23 protein-coding genes are annotated in these 22,146 nt (G+C 65.4%); 10 read left to right on the top strand and 13 right to left on the bottom strand.

Going from position 1 to position 22,146, the window contains the following annotated elements:
* The first annotated feature begins 10 nt into the window (after positions 1 to 10).
* Positions 11 to 1,333 carry an ABC transporter permease gene (locus AC5P6H_RS15090; RefSeq protein WP_032956233.1) on the top strand — a complete coding sequence of 441 codons (1,323 nt, stop codon included), beginning with the start codon at positions 11 to 13 and terminating at the stop codon, positions 1,331 to 1,333.
* Positions 1,334 to 1,429: 96 nt separating this feature from the next.
* On the opposite strand, the gene AC5P6H_RS15095 is transcribed toward AC5P6H_RS15090, so the two are convergent.
* Positions 1,430 to 1,708: a YrhB domain-containing protein gene (locus tag AC5P6H_RS15095; RefSeq protein ID WP_019661820.1), complete on the bottom strand. Its 279-nt coding sequence runs from the start codon at positions 1,706 to 1,708 to the stop codon at positions 1,430 to 1,432.
* A 358-nt stretch (positions 1,709 to 2,066) separates the two neighbouring features.
* Between AC5P6H_RS15095 and AC5P6H_RS15100 the strand changes: the two genes are divergently transcribed.
* Positions 2,067 to 4,892 (top strand): TonB-dependent receptor, encoded by a 2,826-nt coding sequence (locus AC5P6H_RS15100; RefSeq protein ID WP_495202825.1) that lies wholly within the window; start codon positions 2,067 to 2,069, stop codon positions 4,890 to 4,892.
* A gap of 207 nt (positions 4,893 to 5,099) precedes the next feature.
* Here AC5P6H_RS15100 and rarD read toward each other — a convergent pair whose 3' ends face one another.
* Both rarD and yedA read right to left on the bottom strand, forming a co-directional pair.
* Entirely contained in the window at positions 5,100 to 5,996 is an 897-nt protein-coding gene (rarD, locus tag AC5P6H_RS15105) for an EamA family transporter RarD (RefSeq protein WP_014645638.1), read from the bottom strand.
* Positions 5,993 to 6,898 carry a drug/metabolite exporter YedA gene (gene yedA / locus AC5P6H_RS15110; protein WP_049441840.1) on the bottom strand — a complete coding sequence of 302 codons (906 nt, stop codon included), beginning with the start codon at positions 6,896 to 6,898 and terminating at the stop codon, positions 5,993 to 5,995. The genes rarD and yedA overlap by 4 nt, the downstream gene beginning before the upstream one ends.
* 223 nt (positions 6,899 to 7,121) lie before the next feature.
* Between yedA and AC5P6H_RS15115 the strand changes: the two genes are divergently transcribed.
* Both AC5P6H_RS15115 and AC5P6H_RS15120 read left to right on the top strand, forming a co-directional pair.
* Positions 7,122 to 8,456, top strand: coding sequence for an MFS transporter (locus tag AC5P6H_RS15115; RefSeq protein ID WP_014645636.1), 1,335 nt, complete (start codon positions 7,122 to 7,124; stop codon positions 8,454 to 8,456).
* Between the two features lie 67 nt (positions 8,457 to 8,523).
* Positions 8,524 to 8,820, top strand: coding sequence for a hypothetical protein (locus AC5P6H_RS15120; RefSeq protein ID WP_014645635.1), 297 nt, complete (start codon positions 8,524 to 8,526; stop codon positions 8,818 to 8,820).
* A 127-nt stretch (positions 8,821 to 8,947) separates the two neighbouring features.
* Here the strand turns inward: AC5P6H_RS15120 and AC5P6H_RS15125 are convergent, their stop codons facing one another.
* From AC5P6H_RS15125 to AC5P6H_RS15140, 4 genes are all read right to left on the bottom strand, one after another.
* Positions 8,948 to 10,600 (bottom strand): M28 family metallopeptidase, encoded by a 1,653-nt coding sequence (locus tag AC5P6H_RS15125; protein ID WP_014645634.1) that lies wholly within the window; start codon positions 10,598 to 10,600, stop codon positions 8,948 to 8,950.
* Positions 10,601 to 10,705: 105 nt separating this feature from the next.
* A complete protein-coding gene (locus AC5P6H_RS15130) occupies positions 10,706 to 11,638 on the bottom strand; it encodes an MBL fold metallo-hydrolase (protein WP_495202826.1) in 933 nt (310 codons plus the stop codon).
* 204 nt (positions 11,639 to 11,842) lie between these two features.
* Positions 11,843 to 12,139, bottom strand: a complete 297-nt coding sequence (locus AC5P6H_RS15135) for a hypothetical protein (RefSeq protein ID WP_414611825.1) — start codon at positions 12,137 to 12,139, stop codon at positions 11,843 to 11,845.
* Positions 12,140 to 12,342: 203 nt separating this feature from the next.
* Positions 12,343 to 13,638, bottom strand: a complete 1,296-nt coding sequence (locus AC5P6H_RS15140) for a tryptophan--tRNA ligase (protein ID WP_014645631.1) — start codon at positions 13,636 to 13,638, stop codon at positions 12,343 to 12,345.
* A gap of 108 nt (positions 13,639 to 13,746) precedes the next feature.
* On the opposite strand from AC5P6H_RS15140, the gene AC5P6H_RS15145 reads away from it, so the two are divergent.
* On the top strand, positions 13,747 to 14,559 hold the full coding sequence (locus AC5P6H_RS15145) for a hypothetical protein (protein ID WP_495202827.1): 813 nt from the start codon (positions 13,747 to 13,749) through the stop codon (positions 14,557 to 14,559).
* Between the two features lie 73 nt (positions 14,560 to 14,632).
* On the opposite strand, the gene AC5P6H_RS15150 is transcribed toward AC5P6H_RS15145, so the two are convergent.
* The 3 genes from AC5P6H_RS15150 to rocF all read right to left on the bottom strand — a co-directional run bounded on the left by AC5P6H_RS15150 (position 14,633) and on the right by rocF (position 16,275).
* On the bottom strand, positions 14,633 to 14,854 hold the full coding sequence (locus tag AC5P6H_RS15150; protein WP_004153772.1) for a CsbD family protein: 222 nt from the start codon (positions 14,852 to 14,854) through the stop codon (positions 14,633 to 14,635).
* Positions 14,855 to 15,056: 202 nt separating this feature from the next.
* Positions 15,057 to 15,194 (bottom strand): entericidin A/B family lipoprotein, encoded by a 138-nt coding sequence (locus AC5P6H_RS15155; RefSeq protein ID WP_014035659.1) that lies wholly within the window; start codon positions 15,192 to 15,194, stop codon positions 15,057 to 15,059.
* Between the two features lie 160 nt (positions 15,195 to 15,354).
* A complete protein-coding gene (gene rocF, locus AC5P6H_RS15160) occupies positions 15,355 to 16,275 on the bottom strand; it encodes an arginase (RefSeq protein ID WP_032956249.1) in 921 nt (306 codons plus the stop codon).
* Positions 16,276 to 16,549: 274 nt separating this feature from the next.
* Here rocF and AC5P6H_RS15165 point away from each other — a divergent pair, with 274 nt between their 5' ends.
* Together AC5P6H_RS15165 and AC5P6H_RS15170 are read left to right on the top strand one after the other, a co-directional pair.
* Positions 16,550 to 16,999 carry a hypothetical protein gene (locus tag AC5P6H_RS15165; RefSeq protein ID WP_041862981.1) on the top strand — a complete coding sequence of 150 codons (450 nt, stop codon included), beginning with the start codon at positions 16,550 to 16,552 and terminating at the stop codon, positions 16,997 to 16,999.
* 164 nt (positions 17,000 to 17,163) lie between these two features.
* The gene (locus AC5P6H_RS15170; RefSeq protein WP_495202828.1) at positions 17,164 to 17,436 is read left to right on the top strand and encodes a hypothetical protein; all 273 of its coding nucleotides are present in this window, start codon (positions 17,164 to 17,166) and stop codon (positions 17,434 to 17,436) included.
* A gap of 24 nt (positions 17,437 to 17,460) precedes the next feature.
* Here AC5P6H_RS15170 and AC5P6H_RS15175 read toward each other — a convergent pair whose 3' ends face one another.
* The gene (locus tag AC5P6H_RS15175; RefSeq protein WP_495202829.1) at positions 17,461 to 18,231 is read right to left on the bottom strand and encodes a DUF3011 domain-containing protein; all 771 of its coding nucleotides are present in this window, start codon (positions 18,229 to 18,231) and stop codon (positions 17,461 to 17,463) included.
* 628 nt (positions 18,232 to 18,859) lie between these two features.
* Between AC5P6H_RS15175 and AC5P6H_RS15180 the strand changes: the two genes are divergently transcribed.
* The gene (locus AC5P6H_RS15180) at positions 18,860 to 19,231 is read left to right on the top strand and encodes a hypothetical protein (RefSeq protein ID WP_495202830.1); all 372 of its coding nucleotides are present in this window, start codon (positions 18,860 to 18,862) and stop codon (positions 19,229 to 19,231) included.
* 80 nt (positions 19,232 to 19,311) lie between these two features.
* A complete protein-coding gene (locus AC5P6H_RS15185; RefSeq protein WP_495202831.1) occupies positions 19,312 to 19,635 on the top strand; it encodes a hypothetical protein in 324 nt (107 codons plus the stop codon).
* A gap of 57 nt (positions 19,636 to 19,692) precedes the next feature.
* Here the strand turns inward: AC5P6H_RS15185 and AC5P6H_RS15190 are convergent, their stop codons facing one another.
* The gene (locus tag AC5P6H_RS15190; protein WP_111206494.1) at positions 19,693 to 19,995 is read right to left on the bottom strand and encodes an addiction module antidote protein; all 303 of its coding nucleotides are present in this window, start codon (positions 19,993 to 19,995) and stop codon (positions 19,693 to 19,695) included.
* A 147-nt stretch (positions 19,996 to 20,142) separates the two neighbouring features.
* Between AC5P6H_RS15190 and AC5P6H_RS15195 the strand changes: the two genes are divergently transcribed.
* Positions 20,143 to 21,114: a type I restriction enzyme HsdR N-terminal domain-containing protein gene (locus tag AC5P6H_RS15195; protein WP_168708237.1), complete on the top strand. Its 972-nt coding sequence runs from the start codon at positions 20,143 to 20,145 to the stop codon at positions 21,112 to 21,114.
* Positions 21,115 to 21,219: 105 nt separating this feature from the next.
* Here the strand turns inward: AC5P6H_RS15195 and AC5P6H_RS15200 are convergent, their stop codons facing one another.
* On the bottom strand, positions 21,220 to 22,101 hold the full coding sequence (locus AC5P6H_RS15200) for an AbiTii domain-containing protein (RefSeq protein WP_495202832.1): 882 nt from the start codon (positions 22,099 to 22,101) through the stop codon (positions 21,220 to 21,222).
* Positions 22,102 to 22,146: the final 45 nt, after the last annotated feature.

Here is a 22,146-nt window from a genome sequence, read left to right on the forward strand (position 1 = left end):
GAACACAGACATGTTCAAGAGCAAACTCAAGAAGTGGCTGGGCAACGGCGTGACGGTGCTGCTGCTGGCGGTCGGCCTGGTGCTGTGGATCAGCCTGCCGTGGACCGGCGTGCTGGCCGTGACCGTGCTGGTGGCCCTGTGGCTTCTGCTGACCCGCGGGGGGCGACTGGCGCTGGCCGCCACCCGTATCGGCGTGGCCAGCCTGCCGCAGCGCTGGGGCGCGTCCTCGGTGATCGTGGTCGGCATCGCCGGCGTGGTCGGCGTGCTGGTGGCAATGCTGGCGATGGGCGAAGGCTTCCAGGCCACGCTCAACAACACCGGCGATGACACCACTGCCATCGTGCTGCGCGGTGGCTCGCAGGCCGAGACCAACTCGGTGATCACCCGCGAGCAGGTACCGATGCTGTCCACCCTGCCCGGCATCAGCCGCGATGCGCAGGGCCGGCCGCTGCTGTCGCCGGAGCTGTCGCAGGTGGTCAACCTGGTGTCGAAGTCCGATGGCACCGACGTCAACGCGCAGTTCCGCGGCGTGGGCCCGCAGGCATGGGCGGTGCATGACAAGGTCAGGATCGTCGAGGGGCGCAAGTTCGCCACTGGCCTGCGCGAGATCGTGGTCGGCCAGGGCGCCAAGGGCCAGTTCCGCGACATGGAGGTGGGCAGGACACTGACCCTGGGCAACCAGACCTGGACCGTAGTGGGTGTGTTCGCCACCGGCGATGCGCATGATTCGGAACTGTGGACCGACGCCGATACGCTGGCCACCACCTACCAGCGCAGCGCCTGGCAGTCGATCAGCGTGCGCACCGAGGGCAAGGCAGGCTTCGATCAGTTCAAGGCCGCCGTCGCCGCCGACCCGCGCCTGAAACTGGACGTGGAAACCACCCGCGTGTACTACAGCAAGCAGGGCGGCGGGCTGACCAAGTTGATCGACATCCTTGGCAAGGTGATCGGCACGATCATGGCGGTCGGTGCGGTGTTTGGCGCGCTCAACACCATGTATGCGGCCGTCGCCACGCGCGCCCGCGAAATCGCCACCATGCGTGCGATCGGCTTCCGCGGCCTGCCGGTGGTGACGGCAGTGATGCTGGAGACGATGCTGCTGGCGCTGCTCGGTGGCCTGCTCGGCTGTGCGGTGGCGTGGCTGCTGTTCAACGGCTACAGCGTGTCCACCATCGGCAGCAACTTCAGCGCAGTGGTGTTCAAGTTCCATGTGTCGCCGGAACTGCTGTGGACCGGCCTGAAATGGGCACTGGGCATCGGCCTGGTCGGCGGCCTGTTCCCGGCACTGCGCGCGGCACGTCTGCCGATCACCACGGCGCTGCGCGAAACCTGAGCATCGCGCAGCGGTGGACTGCGCATCACGCAAGGGGACGGAGCGAAGGCTCCGTCCCTTTCACGTTGCCGAACTCAGAAATCCGCCGCCGCAGCATCAGACGGCGGGGCCGCGCGCGGCCAGATGCTGGCGAAGGACCTCCTCGGGCGGATACGCCGTGCCCAGCGCGTGCTGCTCGCCTGTGTGCCGGTCGACGAAGATCGGCCCATTGCCGGCCAATGCATCCGAGATTTCGCCGGATTGCAGGTAGCGCAGCGACTGGAAGCAGAACAGCCAGCCTTCGACCACTTCGTGCTCATGCGTGATGGCAACCGGCTCATCGTCGCTGGCAAGTGCAGCCTCCACGCGACGGCGTGCTTCTTCAAGCTGGATCATTCCTTCGTCTCCTGCCTTCGATGACAAGGCGAAGAGCATTTCATGCGGGCAGGTGCATCACAACGGCTGCGCGCCTGCATACAAGCGCGTACTGCGACGCGTTGTCGCAACCACTCAAGCGTGCCAGCTTCGTGCCGCTATCGATGCCTCTGCCCATCGCAAACGCAGCGCGCGTGACGCTGCGCACAGCGCATCTGTGGATTGTTGGTTGCGATTCATTTTCGCGCACTTCCAGCGGCGCCGAGACAAACAGTTACGAATGGAAACATTCTAGAATCGCGCCCCCCACGTTGGTTTGCAGCACCCCACGCGCCCATAGAACGGGCGCTTGTTTTTACTGAAACACGAGATTTCACGGATGTCCCTGAAAACCAATCCGCTGCGCAACGCGATCGTCATCGCGCTGGCCGCCAGCTGCACCACCCCCGCCTTCGCACAGAGCACCAGCGATACCCCGACCAACCTCGACCGCATCGAAATCACCGGCTCGCGCATCCGCCAGGCCAGTGTCGAAACCGCACAGCCGGTGGTCGCGCTCAACCGCGCCGAGATCGAGAAGAAGGGCTACGTCAACGTCGCTGACATCCTGCAGGACATTCCTGCCGCCGGTGCGCCGAGCATGAGCCGCGCCTCGTCGCTGACCTCCTCGCGCGACTTCGGCGGCATGTACGTCAGCCTGCGCAACCTGGGCCCGGAACGCAGCCTGGTGCTCATCGACGGCCGCCGCATGGGCATCAGCGCCGGCGGTTACTCCGACCTGGCCTCGATCCCGTCGTCCATCGTCGAGCGCGTGGAAGTGCTGACCGACGGCGCCTCCGCGCTGTACGGCTCCGATGCCATCGCCGGCGTGGTCAACATCATCACCCGCAAGAATTTCGATGGTGGTGAAGCCAGCGTCTATGTCGGCCAGTACGGCCAGGGTGACGGCCAGAAGCGCGCCTACAGCGCGACCTTCGGCAAGACCTTCGAGCGCGGCTGGTTCAGCGTGGGCGCCGAGCGCACCAAGGAAGATGAGGTGCTGGGCAAGGACCGCGAGTTCAGCCGTTACACCAACGGCCCGCGCCACCCCAACGATGGCCTCAATGGCAACACCCCGTGGGGCTACGTCACCGTCGGTGGCAAGAACCTGACGGTGGGCCCGGGCGGCGACCCGGGCAAGGCCGGCAACTTCCATGCGCCGGACCCGGCTGATGGTGCCAACACCAAGTCGAACATGAGCCTGCTGACAGGCCTGGAACGCACCTCGGTGTTCGCCAACGGTGGCTTCTCGATCACCGACAACCTGCGCATCGTCGCCGACGCGTTGTACAGCAAGCGCGAGTCGACCAAGCACCTGGCCGGTTACCCGTACTCGGTCAGCGCCGCGCAGGCCCGCAATGGCAGCCGTGCCGCCCTGTCCAAGGACAGCGCGTTCAACCTGTGGGGCCAGGATGCGCTGTTCGCGCACCGTACCGAGGAACTGCCGCGCGGCACCGAGAACAACCTGGAAACCAAGCGCGCCAGCATTGGTCTGGAAGGCAGCTTCGAAACCGGTTCGCGGTACTGGGACTGGAACGTCAACTACATGTACAACCGCAACGAAGGCGAGCGCATCGGTACCGGCAGCATGTACCAGCCGCACGTCAACCTGGCCGTCGGCCCGTCCTTCATGGACGGCAACGTGGCCCGCTGCGGTGCGCCGGGCGCGGTGATCGCCGGCTGCGTGCCGTGGAACCCGGCCGCCCCGATGGGTTACACCGGACCCGGCTCGCTGAGCAATCAGGACGTGCAGGACTACCTGTTCACCCGCTTCGTCGACAAGATGCAGAGCACCACCAAGGTCGCCAGCGGCAACATCTCCGGCTCGCTGTTCACCCTGCCGGCCGGCGACATCCTGGCCGCGATGGGCTTCGAGCACCGCAGCGAAGAAGCCAGCTACACTCCGGACACGATGGTGCAGAAGGGCGAGATCGCCGGCACCAGCGGCCAGCCGACCCGCGGCAACTACTCGCTCAACGAGGTCTACCTGGAACTGCAGGTGCCGCTGCTGGCCGACCTGCCGTTCGCCCGCGAACTGTCGCTGGACATGGCCGGCCGCTACTCGGACTACAACAACTTCGGTTCGACCACCAACAGCAAGTTCGGCCTGAAGTGGAAGCCGATCGACAGCCTGCTGGTGCGCGCCACCTACGGCACCGGCTTCCGTGCGCCGACCGTGGATGACCTGTACGGCGGCACCGTCAGCAGCCGCGACTCGTTCACCGATCCGTGCGATACCTCCTTCGGTACCGCCGCCACCAGCCCGACCGTCGCTGCCCGCTGCCAGGCGCTGAAGGTGCCGGCCAACTTCCGCCAGCTCAACAGCGATGGCAGCGTGGCCACCAAGCCCGGCCAGCAGGCCACCACCGATTTCAGCTCGGGTTCCAACCCGGGCCTGAAGCCGGAAACCGCCAAGACCTGGACCGTCGGCCTGGTCTACAGCCCGGACTTCGTGCAGGGCCTGGACGTCAGCCTGGACTGGTGGAAGATCCGCATCGACAACGCCATCGTCGGTGAGTCGGCCACCAACATCCTGGAACAGTGCTACGTGCAGGGTTCGGATGCCGCCTGCGGCCGCTTCACCCGTGGCAGCAACGGCCAGGTCAACTCGCTGGACCGCTCGCTGGTCAACGCGGGCTACCGCGAAACCGCCGGCTATGACATCAACATGCGCTACCGCCTGCCGGAAACCGCGTTCGGCAAGTTCGCCGTCAACTGGAACACCACGTACACCGACTACCTGGAGCAGCGCAACGACAGCGCCGCCACCACCCCGGTGGAACAGCGTACCGGTTGGGCCGGCGACTTCCGCGTGCGCTCCACCTTCAACCTGGATTGGCAGTACGGCGACCTCGGCATCGGCTGGACCGCGCGCTACTACTCCAGCATGAAGGAGAAGTGCTCGTACATGGATGAGTGCAACATGCCGGGCTTCAACTCGTCGTACACCAGCGCGTCGCCGACCAACAAGGTGGGCTCCAACACCTTCCACGACCTGCAGGTGCGTTACAGCCTGCCGTGGGATGGCACCGTGTCGCTGGGCGTGAACAACGTGTTCAACCACCAGGGTCCGATCATGTACAGCCAGCCGAACAGCAGCTTCACCTACTACGGTGGCTTCGACATCGGCCGCTTCATGTACATGAAGTACCAGCAGCGCTTCTAAGCCTGCAACCGCGTTCCCGCCACGGCCATCCCTCTCTCCTGGCCGTGGACGGAAGCAGAACGGCGCCCCTCGGGGCGCCGTTCTTTTTTGGGTGGAAGCGGGTCGGATCCCTTCGCCCTGCGAAGGGCTCCGACCCCACGCGACGGATAGAACAGGGTCAGAGCCCTCCGCGTTGCGGAGGGATCCGACCCCGCAGCCCCGCCGGCGCTAGCGCTTGGCGCGCATCGTGCGGATGTTGTCGCCGACGAACAGGATCAGGCCGGCCCAGATCGCGGCAAAACCGATCGCCTTGGCGGTATCGAACGCTTCGTGGAAGAAGAACACGCCCAGCAGCAGCTGCAGGCTCGGTGCGATGTACTGCAGGATGCCGACCAGCGACAGCGGAATGCGCTTCACGCCGTAGGCAAAGCCGATAAGCGGTACGGCGGTGACTGCGCCACCGAAGATCAGCAGCAGGTCGTTGCGCCAGCCCCAGCCATGGAAGAACGCACCGCCATGGCCGTTTTCGGCCCAGATCGCGAAGGCCAGCGCCGGCAGGAACAGGTACATGCTTTCCACGCCCAGGCCGGCCACCGGGTCGACCGAGACCAGCTTGCGCAACAGCCCATACAGGCCGAACGAACAAGCCAGGCCGAGCGCGATCCACGGCGGTGTGCCGGCGTCGATGGTCAGCCAGGCCACGCCCACCGCCGCCATCGCCACCGCCACCCATTGCAGGCGGCGCAGGCGTTCCTTCAGCACCAGCACGCCCAGCAGCACGTTCACCAGCGGGTTGATGAAGTAGCCCAGGCTGGTCTCGATGACATGGCCGGCGTTGACCGCCCAGATGTACAGGCCCCAGTTGAAGGCGATGGTCAGGCTCGACACCAGCAGGATCGGCAGCGCGCGCGGCTGCGCGGCGATCTTCTGCCACCAGCCCAGGCGCGAGCTGATCAGCAGCCAGCCCAGCACCAGCACGGTGCTCCAGATGATGCGGTGGGCGATGATCTGGAACGAAGGCACCTCGTTGAGCAGGTGCCAGTACACCGGCACCAGGCCCCAGATCACGAAGGTGGACGCGGTGACCAGCAGGCCCCGGCGTTGTTCTTTCTCGTCCATGCTCATCTCTTTCGCGTCCTTGCCATCGTCAGTACCACCACACCCAGGAGAATCACCGCCATCGCCAGCAGGTCGCGCCAGCCGAAACGCTCACCGTTGAGCAGCGCGCCGAGCAGCACCGCGATCACCGGATTGACGTACGCATAGCTGCCGGCCAGCGCCGGGCGCACGTTCTGCAGCAGCCACACGTAGGCAGTGAACGCGACGATGGAGCCGAACACGCACAGGTACGCCATCGCCAGCAGGCCACCGGTATCGGGCAGCGTGCTCGGGCGCTCGCCGACCGCCAGGCCGATCAGCACCAGCAGCACGCCACCGCAGATCATCTGCCCGGCCGCGGTCATGAACGGGCCCGGCAGGTCCAGCCCGCGTGCCCACACCGAACCGAAGGCCCAGCCGATCGGCGCGATCAGCAGCAGCACCAGCCCGGTCGGCGAGGCGGTCAGGCTGCTGCCGGCATTGAGCCAGACCACACCGAGGAAGCCGATGGCGATGCCCAGCCACTCACCGCGGCTGGCATGCTGCCCGCGCAGCGCCGAGAACAGCGCCATCCACAGCGGCACCGAGGCCACCGCGGTGGCGGCCAGGCCCGAGGACACCTCACGCTCGGCCAGCACCACCATGCCGTTGCCCAGCACCAGCATGGTCACGCCCATGATGACCAGGTTGCGCCATTGCCGCAGGGTCGGGTTCGGCAGCTTCCAGAACAGGCGCAGCGCCAGGAACATCAGGCCGCCGGCAATGATGAAGCGGCTGCCGGAGACCATCGTCAGCGGCAGTGCGCCGCCGTGCAGGGCCTTGGCGATGCCCAGGTAGGTCGAGCCCCAGACCACGTAGACCAGCAGCAGTGCCAGCGCGACAAGGCCACCCCGGGGGGCAGCCGCAGACGAAGAGGGGGGAACCGACATGACACACCAGGGAGCCGGGGGAAGGCGGATTCTAGGACGTTTTGAGTATGGTCCGGGACCCCATGCGGTGGCACGCTGTCATCCATCCATGCACCCTGCTCTGGTCTGCTACCCCGTGTTGACGGTCGATGCAGTACCAAGAGGGCTGCCCGGCCGCGCCGCCCCAAGGCCGGGCGCCGTTTTCCCTGCGCACGGACGCGCCGCATCGAGGATTCCCACCCAGATGAGCACCACGCCCCAACCTGCTGTCCCCGCGAACGACCGCGCCGCCCTGCGGCGGTCGATCTCCAACACCCTCAAAGGCTCCGCCGGCAACCTGGTGGAGTGGTACGACGTCTACGTGTACTCGGTGTTCGCCGTGTACTTCGAATCGCAGTTCTTCTCGCCCGACGACAAGAACTCCACGATGTACGTGTGGGCGATCTTCGCCGCGACCTTCCTGATGCGCCCGATCGGCGCCTGGTTCTTCGGCCGCTTCGCCGACCGCCATGGCCGCCGCCTGGCGCTGACCGTCTCGGTCACGTTGATGGCGCTGTGCTCGTTCCTGATCGCCATCACCCCCACCGCCGCCAGCATCGGCATCTGGGCCGCGGTCATCCTGCTGTTCGCACGGCTGCTGCAGGGCTTCGCCACCGGTGGCGAGTACGGCGCCAGCGCCACCTACATGTCCGAAGCCGCCATTCCCGGCCGCCGCGGCTTCCTGTCGTCCTTCCACTACGTCACCCTGGTTGGCGGCCACGTGCTGGCCCAGCTGACCCTGCTGCTGATGCTGACCTTCTGGGGCAAGCCGGAAATCTCCGAGTGGGGCTGGCGCATCGCCTTCGGCATCGGCGGCATCGCCGCGGTGGTGGTGTTCTGGCTGCGCCGTGGCATGGACGAGTCGCTGTCGGAGTCGTCCATCGAGGCCGCGCGCGAGGGCAAGGCGCAGAAGTCCGGCTCGATGTACGAGCTGTTCGTGCACCAGTGGCGACCGCTGCTGCTGTGCTTCCTGATCACCGCCGGCGGCACCGTGGCCTTCTACACCTACTCGGTGAACGGCCCGAAGATGATCCAGAGCGCCTTCGCCGGCAACGATCCGATGACCGGCACCCTGATCAACCTGGGCGTGCTGGCCTTCCTGATGGTGCTGCAGCCGGTCGGTGGCTGGCTGTCGGACATCATCGGCCGCAAGACCCTGCTGGTGTTCTTCGGCGTCGGCGGCGTGCTGTACAGCTGGTACCTGATCACCCAGCTGCCGCACCAGCATGACGCCACCCTTGCCTTCCTGACCCTGGCGCTGGCGTTCGTCATCCTCACCGGCTACACCTCCATCAACGCGGTGGTGAAGGCCGAGCTGTTCCCCACCCACGTGCGTGCACTGGGCGTGGGCCTGGGCTATGCGCTGGCCAACTCGCTGTTCGGTGGCACCGCCCCGCTGCTGTACCAGGGCGCGCTGAAGACCGGCCACGTCGATTGGTTCGCCCTCTACGTGACTGCCACGATCGCGGTATCGTTGGTGGTCTATGTGTTCTTCCTCACCAACAAGGGCCCGAACTGGCTCGACGGCACCCGCAAGTAAACGCGTTGCCCTGATCGCGGCCACCGGTGCAATGCCGGTGGCCGCTGCGTCTCCCGCTCCTCCACTGATGTGGATCGCGGTGACGCTGGCCGCAGCCACGGCACTGGCCTGGCTGCTGCGCCGCCCCAGCGCACAGGCCGCATGGCCACGCATCGGTTTCGGGATCGCCCTGCTGCTGTTCTGCGCCGCACTGGCGCTGCAGCTGGCAGTGGACCTGGGCAGCGGCCACAGCTCGCTGCAACTGCGCCTGCATCGCGGCGTCAACGGCGGATCGCTGGTCGGCCTGCGCACGATGGTGGCGTGCTATCTGGCAGCGCTAGCCGCCAGCGGCTGGGGCGCCTGGAAGCTGCTGCGCCGGCGCTGACGAACACCCGGTCGTGCCGGCCGCTGGCCGACACCTCCACATTCCTTTGGTAGTGCCGGCCGCTGGCCGGCAACCTCATGAACCTCCGGAAAGAGCAGGCAGTTGCCGGCCAGCGGCCGGCACTACCTCAGCGGCGGGCCGCTTCGCTCTTGTCGCGCGCGCCGCGGAACTCCGATTCCTTTTCCCACGTCGGCCAGCGGCGGCTGTTGGCCAGCTCCGCGCCCAGATCGTAGACCAGCAGGGTATCGGCAGCGTGGCCGCTCGGGTCCCAGCGCGGCGTCCAGGCATCGCAGGCCTGGTGGTAGCAATCGGCGAAGTACTTCTCGCGCAGCGCGCGGCCGGCTTCAACCCCACCGTCCAGCTTGTCCAGGCCCGGGCCGATGGTGATTGCCGGCACGCCCAGGCGGGCGAAGGCGAAGTGGTCAGCGCGGTAGAAGAAGCCCGCTTCCAGGTTCGGGTCCGGGCTGTAGCTGCGGCCACGGGCCTTGGCCACGCGTTCCAGGTCGCCTTCCAGCGAGACCCGGCCCTTGCCCCACGACGCGATGTCGCGGGTCGGGCCATCCGGGCTGAACATCTCGATGTTCAGCACCGCGGCGGTCTTGTCCAGCGGCGCCAGCGGGTGCGCGGCGTAGTAGCTGGCGCCCAGCAGGCCCTTCTCTTCGGCGGTCAGCGCCACGAAGTACAGCGTGCGCTGCGGCTGCGGGCCGGCGGCGAACACCCGGCCCAGTTCCAGCACCGTGGCCACGCCGGTGGCGTTGTCGATCGCACCGCGGCGGATGCGGTCGCCCTTGGCGTCGGGCTGGCCGATGCCGAACGCATCCCAGTGCGCAGAGAAGATCACCGCCTCGTCGCCATGCTCGCCACCGGGCAGCTTGGCCACCACGTTGCGGGTCACCACCTGCTCGCGCTTCAGCGCGAAGTCCACGCTCAGCTTGGCGTTGTCCAGTGCCACAGGACGGAAGTCGGCGCGCATCGCCTTGCGCTTCTCGGCATCGAAGTCGAGGCCGGCGTCGGCGAAAATCGCCTCGGCCAGCTCGCGCTGCATCCAGCCACGCAGCGGCGTGTGCTGCGCCATCGCCTCGTCCTGGCCGCGCTCGATGTCGAACAGCGGCGATGTGCCCGAGCTCTTCACCGTGGCCCAGCCGTAGGCGGCCGGCGCGGTCTCGTGCACGATCAGCACGCCTTCGGCGCCACGGCGTGCGGCTTCCTCGAACTTGTAGGTCCAGCGACCGTAGTAGGTCACCGCCTTGCCGTCAAACGCGCCCGGCGCATCGGCCTCGAAATCAGCATCGTTGATCAGCACCACGGCGATCTTGCCGTGCAGGTCCACGTCCTTGTAGTCGTTCCACTGGCGTTCCGGCGCATCGATGCCATAGCCGACGAACACCAGCGGCGCATTCCTGATCTGCACGCGCTTGCGCGGCTGCAGGCTCTGCAGGGTCACGTCCACGCCATTGGCCAGCGCACGCTTGCCCTGCTTCAGCGACAGGCTGGCCTTGGCCGGGCCGTCCAGCTGCGCGCGCACCAACGGGACCGGCTGCACCCAGCTGCCATCCACGCCGCCGGGCTGCAGGCCGTAGCTGCGGAACTGCTCGATCAGGTACTGCACCGTGCGCTCTTCACCCTCGGTGGCCGGCGCGCGGCCCTCGAATTCATCCGACGCCAGAACGCGCACATGGCGCGACAGCGCCTGCGGATCGATGCCGCCACCCGGCAGGTCGTTGGCCGCATGGGCAAGGCCACCGACGAACAGGCAGGACGACAGCAGCAACACGCGCATCGGATTCACGGCAGTACCACGGCTAGCTTGGAAGTCACCAGAGTGTAACGTGGTCGTGACATCACGGCGCGGCTTGGGCCCGCGTCATCCACGCAGGGCGTGGATCTACCTGCTGATGCGATCCAGCCAGCAGGCCAGGCCCTGTGCGTTGAGCTCGATATCCATCGCCAGCACGGTGGTCACTGCCGCATCGTCCAGCGCACAGCCATGCAGCTGTGCACGTTCCAGATACAGCGCCTGCAACGCGGCCAACAGGCAACGATGGCGGTCCGGTCGACCGTCGCACTGGCGGCCAATGGCGGCCATCGCATCGATCTGCTCGAACAGGTCGCCGGCCAGTTTCTCCACCTGTTCCACACGACCGTAGTGGGTCAGGTACATCGCCTGCGGGCCGTAGCCCAGCATGCGCTGGATCGAGGCCTTCATCGCCTCCGGGTCGAACTGCACCGGCGAGGAGGTCGGGAAGATGAAAGCGCCCTGCGCGCTGTCCAGCTCGCGGTAGGAGATACCGAAGGTATCGCCGGTGAACCAGCTGCGGCTGCGCGCATCCCACACGCAATAATGGTGCAGCGCGTGACCCGGCGTGTGCAGCAGCACCAGCTCGCGGCCGGCCAGATGGATGCGGTGGCCGTCTTCGGCCACCACCACGCGCGACTCCGGAATCGCCTCGATGCGGCCATAGCTGCGCGCGATCTCGTCGGCGCCATACACCGCCGTGGCACCGGCGATCAGCCGGGTCGGGTCGATCATGTGCGGCGCACCGCGCGGGTGCAGCACCGCCTTTGCGTTGGGCAGCTGCTGCATCAGCAGGCCGGCGCCGCCGGCGTGGTCCAGGTGCACGTGCGTGAGCAGCAACCAGTCCACCGCTTCCACGCCCAGGCCGGCATCCGCCAGCGCCTGCAGCATCGCCGGCACCGACAGGCCGGTGCCGCAGTCGACAAACGCGGCGCGGCCGTTTTCAACGATCAGGTAAGCCGCGTCGAAGTCCCGGCGCTGGAAGCCGGTATCGATGGTGTGGATGCTGGGGTCGGCGGTCATCGGCACGCACCTGGCAGGATCGGGAACAGACGCCCATGGTAGGCGCGCAGGCGGCCCGGGTTCGATGCGGCTTTGGTCGGAGTCCAGATTCCGTAGAGCCGAGCCCATGCTCGGCTGCCTTTCTGCCAGACATCAGCCGAGCATGGGCTCGGCTCTACAGAGGGCGCGTGCAGTCGAGCATGGCTCGACTCTACAAAGGCGGAGTTACCGGTCCAGCCAGCGCGGTCGCAGCAGCAACGCCAGCACCAGCACCGCCAGGAACGCGCCGTAGGCGTACAGCACCGCCAGCACCTGCGGCCAGATCGGGCCGGCGCCGGGTTGCACCACGCCGATGCGGTGGCCCCACAGCATCGACACGATGCTCAGCGCGAACGCCAATACCAGGGTGGTGCCGTCGAACAGGCGCCGCCGCGCGCTGCGCGGCTGGCGCGGAAACAGCCAGTACAGGCTGCCCAGCAGCAGGAACCAGGGCAGGAACAGCAGCAGCGACAACCAGGCCATCGCAGACTCCATGTCATTGCGCCGGCGGCGCGTGGACATCATGCCATGGGTGCTGTGCCACGGTCGTGCCGGCGGGGGCGTCCCTGTAGAGCCGAGCCCATGCTCGGCTGCGTTGCTACCCAGCCGAGCACGGGCTCGGCTCTACAGGGGCGGAGCAAAGTCGAGCATGGCTTGACTCTACAAAGGGCAGGCAGGCCCGGCGATCAGGCCGCTTCGCGCAGCACGGCCAGCGCGGCCAGCACGGCGTCCACCTCGGCGTCCAGCTTGAACAGCTCGCTCTGCAGCTGGTCGCCCTGCTCGGCCTGCTTGATCACGGCAATCAGCTGGCCGGCATCACGCGGCGAATCGAAGCCTTCGCTCTGGATCAGCAGCGTGCCGTCGCCGGCGGTCAGCTTGAAGTAGAACCGGCCGTCCTTCTCGCGGTACTGCTTGAACTGCGGCGGCGCCACGCGGGCCACGCCGGCATCTTCGCTGGCGATGTTGCCCGCCGTGGACAGGTCGCGCAGGCCCACGGCGTGGCGCAGTTCTTCCAGCAGCGGTGCCGCCAACTGCTCGCGCAGCTGCTGCCCACGGCGCTTGAGCAGCGCTTCGATCTTCTCCGGCTCGGCCATCAGCGCGTTGTAGCGCTCGCGCAGCGGCGACAGTTCACTGTCGATGCGCTCGAACAGCTGCTGCTTGGCGTCGCCCCAGCTGATGCCGGCAGCGAACGCCTTGGCGAACTCTGCGGTCTGTTCCGGCGTGGCGAACGCCTGGTACATCTGGAACAGCGCCGAGCCTTCGGTGTCCTTCGGCTCACCCGGTGCGCGCGAGTCGGTCAGGATAGAGAACACCAGCTTCTTCAGCTCCTCGCGCGGCACGAACAGCGGAATGGTGTTGTGGTAGCTCTTGCTCATCTTGCGGCCATCCAGGCCGGCCAGCGTCGCCACCTGCTCATCGATCACCACGTCCGGCAGCGGGAAGTACTCCTTGCCGTACACGTGGTTGAAGCGCTGGGCGAAATCGCGCGCCATCTCGATGTGCTGGATCTGGTCACGGCCCACCGGCACCTGGTTGGCCTTGAAGATCAGGATGTCGGCGGCCATCAGCACCGGGTACATGAACAGGCCGGCGCTGACGCCTGCGTCCTCGTCCACGCCTTCCTCGCGGTTCTTGTCCACTGCCGCCTTGTAGGCGTGCGCCCGGTTGAGGATGCCCTTGCTGGCGATGGCGGTCAGGAACCACATCAGCTCGGTGGTCTCGCGGATGTCGCTCTGGCGGTAGAACCACACGTGTTCCGGGTCCAGGCCGCAGGCCAGCCAGCTGGCCGCGATCTCCAGGGTCGCGCGCTGGGTGCGCTGCGGGTCCTGCGACTTGATCAGGCTGTGCAGGTCGGCCAGGAAGAAGAAGCTCTCGATCCCCGGCGCGCGGCTGGCGGCGATGGCCGGACGGATGGCGCCAACGTAGTTGCCCAGGTGGGGCGTGCCGGAGGGGGTGATGCCGGTAAGGACTCGGGTCGTCATGACTGCGTGGGGTAACCTTCGATGAACGGGGCCAGTTTACCTTGCACGCCACCAACCCCGTCAGGGCCTGCGGTGCGTTCATTCACCCAACCCCGCTGGAGACGCCCGATGAAACGCCTGCTGCCCCTGCTGCTGATCCTGCCCCTAGCCGGCTTCCGCCCGGCGCCGCCTCCGCCACCGGCCTACGAAGGCGGCCCGGTGCGCATGACCCTGGTCGACCGCGACCGTGGCACCGAACTGCGCAGCTACCCCGCCGAAGGCCAGCGCTGGGTGGCCGGCGAGCGCGGCCACCGCTACGCCGTGCGTCTGTACAACGACAGCCCGCGCCGGGTGCTGGTGGTGCTGTCGGTGGACGGCGTCAACGCCATCTCCGGCGAGGATGCCGATCCCTCGCAGACCGGCTACGTGCTCACCCCCGGCCAGCGCGCCGACATCACCGGCTGGCGCAAGAGCCAGGACGAAGTGGCGCAGTTCGTGTTCAGCAGCCCCAGCGGCAGCTATGCCAGCCGCACCGGCCGCCCGGACAACATCGGCGTTGTGGGCGTGGCGGTGTTCGAAGAGGCACGTCGCTGGCGCCCCGAGCCGATCCTGCGCCGTGGCCTGCCGCTGCCGGCCCCGGCGGCCGAAGCGGCGGCCGATGCCAGTGCCAGTGCCAGTGCCAATGCCAGCCGCATCGAAGGCTACGCCAGCAAGTCGCAGGCCTCAGCGCTGGGTACCGGCCATGGTGCGCGCGAGCAGTCCTCGGTGCGCGATACCGACTTCGAGCGCGCCAGCCGCAGCCCCGCACAGGTATTGCAGCTGCGCTACGACAGCGCCCGCAACCTGCGTGCGCGCGGCATCCTGGTGGATTCGCCCTCGCGCCTGCCGCGCGAACCGCAGGCGTTCCCCAACCGCTACGTGCCGGACCCGCCGGCGCGCTGATCGTCCGGCGCAGACAACACGACGCCCGCAACCTCACGGTGCGGGCGTCGTGTTGTGGGGGAAACCGAAGCGCTTACTTGTAGTCCGGGTAGTCCTTGCTCACCGCGTCCTGGAACTCGCGCACTTCCTTCTCCGCGCGGTCCTTGGCCCAGCCATAACGTTCCTGCAGGCGGCCGGCCAGATACTCGGCATTGCCTTCGGCCACATCGAAATCGTCGTTGGTCAGATCGCCCCACTTGGCCTGGGCCTTGCCCTTCAGCTGCGACCACTTGCCGGAAATGATGTCTTTGTTCATTGCTGGGAGTCCTTGGTTGCAACGGCGTTCTTACCGTGGCTCCAGCTTCGCGCAGCGGCTGTTGAGTACCGGTCAACCGGCAATGAAATACATGCTCACCTGCTTGAATGGTTCACTCCGCTTCGACGGCCATGCGGCAAACAGCGCGCACAAAAAAGGCCGGGAAGATTCCCGGCCTTTTCGCTTCCAATCCGCGCCGGGCTCACTTGCCCTTGGCGGCGTCCTCAACTTTTTCACCGGCCTTCTGCACGTCCTTGCCGGCACCGGCAACGGTATTGCAACCGGCCAGCAGGGCCACCGAGAACATCGACAACAGCATCAGGGCAACTACGCGCTTCATGGGCTTCTCCTTGGGTTCGCCGCTACACCGCTTCATTCGCGGATGGGGTTCTGTCGCTCGGCGGGAGGGCACACTGCCACCGCCGCCGCGTGACGTGCAATCTGGCGGCAGCGGCGTGGAGCGGGTGTGAACGGATCGGCGATCCGTTCAGGCCAGGCCCTCAGTCGCGCATCAGGGTGGACTTGCCGAACAGGCTTTCGACCAGGTCCACGGCCAGTTCGGCGGTGGCATTCTGCTTGTCCAGCAAGGGGTTGAGCTCGACGATGTCCAGCGATCCCATGCGCCCGGTGTCGGCGATCATCTCCATCACCAGCTGCGCCTCGCGGTAGTTCACCCCACCCGGCACCGTGGTGCCCACGCCCGGCGCGATGCTCGGGTCGAGGAAGTCCACGTCGAAGCTGACATGCAGGTGGGTGTTCTCATCGATGCCGGCCAGCGCCGCCTCCACCGCGCGCTTCATGCCGTTCTCATCGATGTAGCGCATGTCGTACACATCCACCTTGTGGGTCTTGATCAGGCGCTTCTCCTCCGGGTCCACCGAGCGGATGCCGATCTGGTGCATCTGCGCCGGGGTGATCGCCGGTGCGCTGCCGCCCAGGTGGGTCAGCGCCTCCGGGCCGAGGCCGCACAGGCAGGCCACCGGCATGCCGTGGATGTTGCCCGACGGGGTGACATCGCTGGTGTTGAAATCCGAGTGCGCATCCAGCCACAGCACGCGCAGGGTCTTGCCCTGCTCGCGGCACCAGCGCGCGACGGCGGTGATCGAACCGATCCCCAGGCAGTGGTCGCCGCCGAGCATGATGGGCATGCGGCCGGCCTGCAGCTCGGCGTAGCTGGCTTCCATCAGTGCATGGTTCCACGCCACCACTTCATCCAGATGGCGGTAGCCTTCCACCGGCGCGGTCCACGGGTTGCGCGGGCCATCCAGATTGCCCACGTCACGGACGTCCACACCACGTGCTTCCAGCGCCTCCGGCAGGCCCGCCACGCGCAGCGCCTCCGGCCCCAGCCGTGCACCGCGATGGCCCGCACCGACATCGGTGGGAACGCCAATCAGGGATACGGAGATGGGATGGGCCATGGGTGCCTCCTGCGGTGGGAAAAAAGAAGCACAGTCTAGCCAGAGCTGTGTGACACCACTCGCGGCGGTGCAGCAGGGCAATACCCGGATCGCCGCGAGCACAAAGGCGCCCCCGTCAGGGATTCCAGCGCTGAGCGGTCAGGAACCCGCCCTTCCTTGATCCACTTCACACCCGAGTCGGCATCGCCTCTTACCCACGGCGGTCCTTGTGTCCACCCTGCGTCGGCACCCGGACGGTGCGGCTTCATTTCCCCAACCCTGGAGAACGACGCACATGAAACATGCACTCAATGGATTTGCGGTACTGGCAATTGCCCTGGGCGGACTGTTTCCGGCAGCTGCCAATGCCTCCTCGCAACGCATCACGCATACGGTGACCACCGACGCGTATCCCATGCAGACGGCGAGCGCACGCCAGGTGCTCGACTGGGTGGCGCAGCGGGTAAAGCCGTCGTTCGCCCCGCAGGGCTACGGCAACGTACAGGTGGAACGGCGTGCATTCTCGGTGGGGCGCGCGTCTGCACGCGCGGATGAATCGATTCCGGGAAAGCTGCCGGAGCAGGGCATTCCCGGTGAGATCTACCGGGTGGAAAACCTGCTTCCCGACGGCTCCCTGCAGACGTGGGAATTCACCTGGGTGGAACCCTCGTCCGGCCATGGCGGCGGCTGGGATGTCACCGGGTACACCTACAAGAAGGGCAATGACCCGGTAAACCCGCGCTGACCTCCGTCCTGGCGTGCCGCAGCGGTGCAGCAGTGAAACGGCATGGCATGATGCCGCACGGACCTGCCGCCTTTCATGGAAGATTGTGATGTCGCCCTTTATCAACACCACCTGGCCACGCTTCTTCATCGTCGCGCTGCCCATCGCCTTTTTTTGCGGTTCTGTTGAACAGCTTGATCGATGCGTCGCCGAACGGCTGGCTGATGCAGGCGGCGCTGCTGCTGACGCCATTCTCGCTTCTGCTGTTCTTGGCGTTCGGTTGGCAGCGTCTGCGCAAGGCGCACGCTGAGTATCCGATTCTGACAAGCGAACTGGACCGCATGTTGGCGGCGTTGATCGGCAACGTTAAGGTGGCCGCGGCGTGGTTCGGCCTGACCGTCATTGGTGTGTTCACCCTGATACTGGCATGGGTGCTGCTGCGAACACCAGGCGGCTGACGGAGGCCCCCGCCCACGGCGAACTCAACCGCCGCGGCGACGAACCGGCGTCAGGCTCTGCACCTGGCCGTTGTTGCGCATCATGCACAAGAAGCGGCCATCGGGGTAATCGATGATCAGTTCCTGGTAGTCGCTACCCACCGGCATCTGGGTCACCAGCGTGCCCTGCGCGCCCTTGCGCAAATTGCAGGAGCCCAGCGCGGTATCACCCGCCGGCGCGCTGTACGCCACCTTGGACACATTGCGGAACACCGCCCGGCACCCGCCGTTCACCCATACCGAGTGCCGCGACAGGCCCCAGTTCTGCCCTTGTTCGCAGTGGGTGTGGCTCAGCTGGCGCACCACCTCCACGTTGCCGCGCGTATCAATGTCGCACGACACCTGCTGCTGGTCGGTGGATTCGCAGGTCACCTCGCGCGGCAGCGCCGCATCGCTGTCGTCATCGTGGCGACGGCGATCGCGATGCTCTTCCCGCGCCGGCGTTCCGCTGGCACTGACCTGGCAGATGCCGTTGGCGCCGCCACGGCCGGTGTAGCTGATCTGCGGCGTGCCATCCTCGCTGCTGCTGATCGACAACGTGATGCCGCTATTGGCATCGCGTGCTTCGACGTAGCGGTCGTTGAAGCGCTTGAGCGCCGCCTCGCGGCCCTGCACGTAGACGGGGCCGCCTTCGTCGGCGTGCACATCGATACCGCCCGGGCAGCTGGCGTTGAAGAACGGCACCGCGGCCATGGCCGGGGCCACGAAAGCGGTGGACACCAGTGCGACGGTGAGCGACAGGGCATGGCGACGCATGTGCGGATCCCGAAGGGGCCCAGGTGGGCGTGTAGCCGCAGTATGCGGTGGGCGCTGCGGGCGGTCCGTGAGGAATATCAAGATCCGGGTAGCGCGCGTGGGGATTCACGCCTGGTATCGTTGCCTTGGTGCCTTACCGAGGCTGTTAAGCCAGCTTTACGTCGCACGCTACTGTAAGCCGTGCGGCAACAGTGGCGCGGCCCGGATGGCCGATGATGACGCCACTGCGCGATATGTCGCTTCTGGCATTGCGATGCTCGAAACAGGCCAAACGCGATAACTCATTTTTCCTTTCAGATCACCCGATGCCATCGAAACAAACGACTGGCAGGCGGGGATTTCGCGTGCGCATGATGAATCGCCACCTGCAAAAGGTGGTGGGGACTTCCAAGCCCGTGTTGTCAACGATGTATACGCTTGCCAGCCGGCGTCGTCCTTTCAGGGGCGGCGCCGGCTGGCAATCCGTTAGCCGATCGACGGCGGGCGGTGCGTGGGGGCCTCGTGCCCGCCGATTCGTTGACCCGGTCTTGGAAGCCACGCATCGCCCGCCACCCTATCGTGGCGGCACCTCTGTTCCTGACGAGGATGCCCGCATGTCCAGAACCCACACCCCTACCTGACCGCCACCTTGGGCGAGGCCGCCCTGCGCCTGCCACCCGAACTGGCGCAGCCGTTGGAAGCCGCTTTCGCCGCCGCCAACGAGGCGCCCGCGCCGATCAACCTGCCCGGCTGCCTGCAGCGCATCCGCGCCGGTGATGCCGCCGATGGACACCCGTGGACGGGGCCCGCCAGCACACCCGGCCAGGCCGTGGCCGCCGCTCGCCGGGACCGCGCTGCGGTGGGTCTGGTGTCGTTGTTGGAGCTATATCACGCCGCCGAACGCGTGCGCGTGGACGGGGAAGAGAAGGACGATATCGGCGATGGCACGCGCGAAGGACTGATGCTGGCCTGCCGGGGGCTGGCGGAGTATGTGGCGTTGCAGGTGGGCGGGGCTCAATAATGCGGAACGTTGGCATCCCCAACGCACAGGTTCAACACGTCGCAACCCCGGCCAACGAATCAGGCAGACCTGCTGCTGGAATGAGCACACCCTACCCAAACCTGAAACCTGTCCTCGTTGAGCTGCGGCTGGACGAAGTGGATTCGCGCGGCGGCGCTGTTGCCGAGATGATCGCCTCCACCGCACGCCCCATGGCGCTTTCCATAATCCCTGAACTCATGTGGTACAGCTTCGTGCTGAATGACCGCGATATCACCCTCATCATGCCTGGAACGCGGGCACACTGCACAATCTCCTTCATCAACCATGACGGTGCGAAAGAGGTATTCCCCTGTGGCACGGTGGCCGCCTTCGGAGACGGATCGTCGACAAGAGGGTTGATCCGCATCATTCGGTTTGATTGAGGCTGATCGCACCAGACTTCTTGAGGCGGCGGAAGTGGAGCGCAGTGCTTTTATGCCTCACACGGCACTGGCATGCAGGCGCACACCCAAAGCGCGGGTCACCTTCAGGATGGTGGCGAAATCAGGGCTGCGCTCGCCGGACAGTGCGCGGTAAAGACTCTCGCGCGACAGGCCCGCCGCGCGCGCAGCCTTGCTCATACCCTGAGCGCGCGCGATGTCGCCGAGCGCCTTGGCGATGAACGCGGAATCGCCGTCGCTTTCCTCGATGCAGGCGTCGAGATAGGCTGCCATTTCTTCGGGTGTCCGAAGGTGTTCGGCCACATCAAATGCTTTGAGTTCGACTTTTTTCTTAGTGGCCATGATGGAATAGCTCCAGTACTTCGGTATTGACTCGTTTCGACTACAGCCGGTTCGACGCTCACAGGGCACGTGCAATCACCACTTGGCATGCCACAAGCCGGTCTCAATGTCCGCTTCCGGCCAAGAGCAGACTCTCCCAGCTATCGGATGAGCTCTCGCATCAGGTCACAAAAGGGCTATTCCATCGCCAGGGCCGGAGACCGGACCAGCAAATATCGGACCGGTTCGGCGGCCGAGGCGAGCCTGCCCAATCTGCTTGCATTGCAAGGATCCGGGCAAGAAGCCAATATGCAGAAGTCATCCGAGCAAGGAGCTGAGGACGTGCTGAAGATCCCCAAGAAGGTAATGGAAAGGTGGCCTGCGGCGGTGAAGTCTCTGGTAACAGTAGCGGTATCCCACAAGACGAGAGATGTTTCCGAAGCTGACACGGTAACTCTAGTCAAGGACATGCTCGCCGAGATCTTCGGCTATGACAAATACAACGAGCTGACTGGAGAGCAACAGATAAGGGGTACGTTCTGCGATCTTGCCGTAAAGATCGACGGCAAGATCCGCGTGCTGATCGAGGTGAAAGCTGCGGCGATCGCTCTAAACGAGACTCATCTACGCCAAGCAGTAAATTACGGCGCCCATGAGGGCATCGAGTGGATTGTGCTCACCAATGCACTTGAGTGGCGACTCTACAGGATCAAATTTGGCCAGCCCATTGACTACGAGCTGGTTTCATCTCTGTGCATTGCCGACGTAAACCTAAAGAACGAAGAAGACCAACGCCGACTCTTCCTTCTTTGCAGAGAAGGCATCACATCAGATGCAATGGGCTTGTACCATCAGCACATCTCTGTGCTCAACAAATTCACCGTCGCCCAAGTTGTGCTCGGCGAGCCCGTTGTCTCCGTCATTCGCCGGGAGCTTCGTCGCCTTTTCCCAGAACTTAAGATTGAATCGGAGGCGATTGTTGAACTTCTCAACAATGAAATCCTGAAGCGTGAAGTGCTGGATGGAGAGAAGGTTAAGGACGCCCAACAGCGAATTCGACGAGCGGCGTCTAAGAACGCCAAGGCCCAGGCGAAGAAAGATGCTTCGTCAAGTGCCGCCCCGGCCTCAGTCGAGACATAGGACCGACCGTAGAGCCTTGCTAAGCTCCATTCAGTAGGGTGCGATCGGCTCAGCCAGGCCGATCGCGCGAGATGGAGCTCCCAGCGTTCCCCCAGCCCATAGGCCTCACCGGATTCCAATTGCTCCCATTAGGCCGACAAGCTGGGGAACATAGCTAGAAAGCACGCCACCAGCTGCTCCCTCCAGAACCGCTCGTAGCGATTTCAGAGACTCCTCCACGACTCCCCGCTTGGGAGACTCGGACTGGAGTTGAATCAGAAGCGTGTCAATGTCCACGGCTACTTGAGCCGGGACACCCTCGAATGTGGCGTGATCTTTGATCTGCTCCAAGAGGGATACAAGCTCGTCGCGCCTCTCCATCATCTGGTACGACTGCTGCCCTGCAGACAGCTGCTGAAGCTGGGAGTTGTGCATCGCGCCAATGTTGTTGGTGATGTTTGTAACATGCTGGGCAGCCCTTACATCGGTAGGGCTGAAGCTCATACCGTCACCAACTACTCCTGCGGACTCAAGATCGAGCGCCCACTGGAGAACGCGGTTTCGGACGGTGTCCAAGACACCGTGGAAAACACTTTTAGAGATAAAGAGCGAAGGCTGCATTTTCACTTCCATATGCTTCAGGAAGTAAGCCGTGACCTTTGGTGGAAAGCTGAAGCGAAGCTCGTCCTCCGCTCCTCTGAGAAGCGCCTCCACCTCTGCCACGCTGAATCCCATGGGTAGCCTACAGAACTTCTGCTCCATCTCCGCTGGCATGTTAAAAGGCAAGTAGCCATGATAGTGATTGTGTACCTGAGGGAGCCCACGCAGATCTCTATAGGCAGGCAGCTCAGCATCATCGGTGTAGCCTGAAAGCTCGGCCTTGATCCAAGCGGTGTCCTCACTGATCTTGAGCTTGGTTGACACCACCAACGCCTTTCGAAGCAGGTCACTGACGCCGGTCTTAGGGTCTAGCGCGTCGCGCTGGATTTCCTGCACCAAACTGGACATACATCTCCCAAAATTTGTCTAGTGGGCTCGTTTGCTAGCAGCCAC

The sequence above is a fragment of the Stenotrophomonas sp. YJH_SMC_110 genome (assembly GCF_059369255.1).

Excerpts from the sequence above, each read along its gene's own strand:
- AC5P6H_RS15135 (WP_414611825.1), bottom strand. The coding sequence starts at position 12,139 with ATGGCCTGGTTGTCGCTGCTGCTGTTCCTGCCCTGGTTCCTGCTGCTG.
- rarD (WP_014645638.1), bottom strand. The coding sequence starts at position 5,996 with ATGAGCATGGACGAGAAAGAACAACGCCGGGGCCTGCTGGTCACCGCG.
- rocF (WP_032956249.1), bottom strand. The coding sequence starts at position 16,275 with ATGGCCCATCCCATCTCCGTATCCCTGATTGGCGTTCCCACCGATGTC.
- yedA (WP_049441840.1), bottom strand. The coding sequence starts at position 6,898 with ATGTCGGTTCCCCCCTCTTCGTCTGCGGCTGCCCCCCGGGGTGGCCTT.
- AC5P6H_RS15200 (WP_495202832.1), bottom strand. The coding sequence starts at position 22,101 with ATGTCCAGTTTGGTGCAGGAAATCCAGCGCGACGCGCTAGACCCTAAG.
- AC5P6H_RS15190 (WP_111206494.1), bottom strand. The coding sequence starts at position 19,995 with ATGGCCACTAAGAAAAAAGTCGAACTCAAAGCATTTGATGTGGCCGAA.
- AC5P6H_RS15115 (WP_014645636.1), top strand. The coding sequence starts at position 7,122 with ATGAGCACCACGCCCCAACCTGCTGTCCCCGCGAACGACCGCGCCGCC.
- AC5P6H_RS15155 (WP_014035659.1), bottom strand. The coding sequence starts at position 15,194 with ATGAAGCGCGTAGTTGCCCTGATGCTGTTGTCGATGTTCTCGGTGGCC.
- AC5P6H_RS15130 (WP_495202826.1), bottom strand. The coding sequence starts at position 11,638 with ATGACCGCCGACCCCAGCATCCACACCATCGATACCGGCTTCCAGCGC.
- AC5P6H_RS15100 (WP_495202825.1), top strand. The coding sequence starts at position 2,067 with ATGTCCCTGAAAACCAATCCGCTGCGCAACGCGATCGTCATCGCGCTG.
- AC5P6H_RS15165 (WP_041862981.1), top strand. The coding sequence starts at position 16,550 with ATGAAACATGCACTCAATGGATTTGCGGTACTGGCAATTGCCCTGGGC.
- AC5P6H_RS15140 (WP_014645631.1), bottom strand. The coding sequence starts at position 13,638 with ATGACGACCCGAGTCCTTACCGGCATCACCCCCTCCGGCACGCCCCAC.
- AC5P6H_RS15120 (WP_014645635.1), top strand. The coding sequence starts at position 8,524 with ATGTGGATCGCGGTGACGCTGGCCGCAGCCACGGCACTGGCCTGGCTG.
- AC5P6H_RS15125 (WP_014645634.1), bottom strand. The coding sequence starts at position 10,600 with ATGCGCGTGTTGCTGCTGTCGTCCTGCCTGTTCGTCGGTGGCCTTGCC.
- AC5P6H_RS15195 (WP_168708237.1), top strand. The coding sequence starts at position 20,143 with ATGAGCTCTCGCATCAGGTCACAAAAGGGCTATTCCATCGCCAGGGCC.
- AC5P6H_RS15185 (WP_495202831.1), top strand. The coding sequence starts at position 19,312 with ATGAGCACACCCTACCCAAACCTGAAACCTGTCCTCGTTGAGCTGCGG.
- AC5P6H_RS15090 (WP_032956233.1), top strand. The coding sequence starts at position 11 with ATGTTCAAGAGCAAACTCAAGAAGTGGCTGGGCAACGGCGTGACGGTG.
- AC5P6H_RS15145 (WP_495202827.1), top strand. The coding sequence starts at position 13,747 with ATGAAACGCCTGCTGCCCCTGCTGCTGATCCTGCCCCTAGCCGGCTTC.
- AC5P6H_RS15095 (WP_019661820.1), bottom strand. The coding sequence starts at position 1,708 with ATGATCCAGCTTGAAGAAGCACGCCGTCGCGTGGAGGCTGCACTTGCC.
- AC5P6H_RS15150 (WP_004153772.1), bottom strand. The coding sequence starts at position 14,854 with ATGAACAAAGACATCATTTCCGGCAAGTGGTCGCAGCTGAAGGGCAAG.
- AC5P6H_RS15175 (WP_495202829.1), bottom strand. The coding sequence starts at position 18,231 with ATGCGTCGCCATGCCCTGTCGCTCACCGTCGCACTGGTGTCCACCGCT.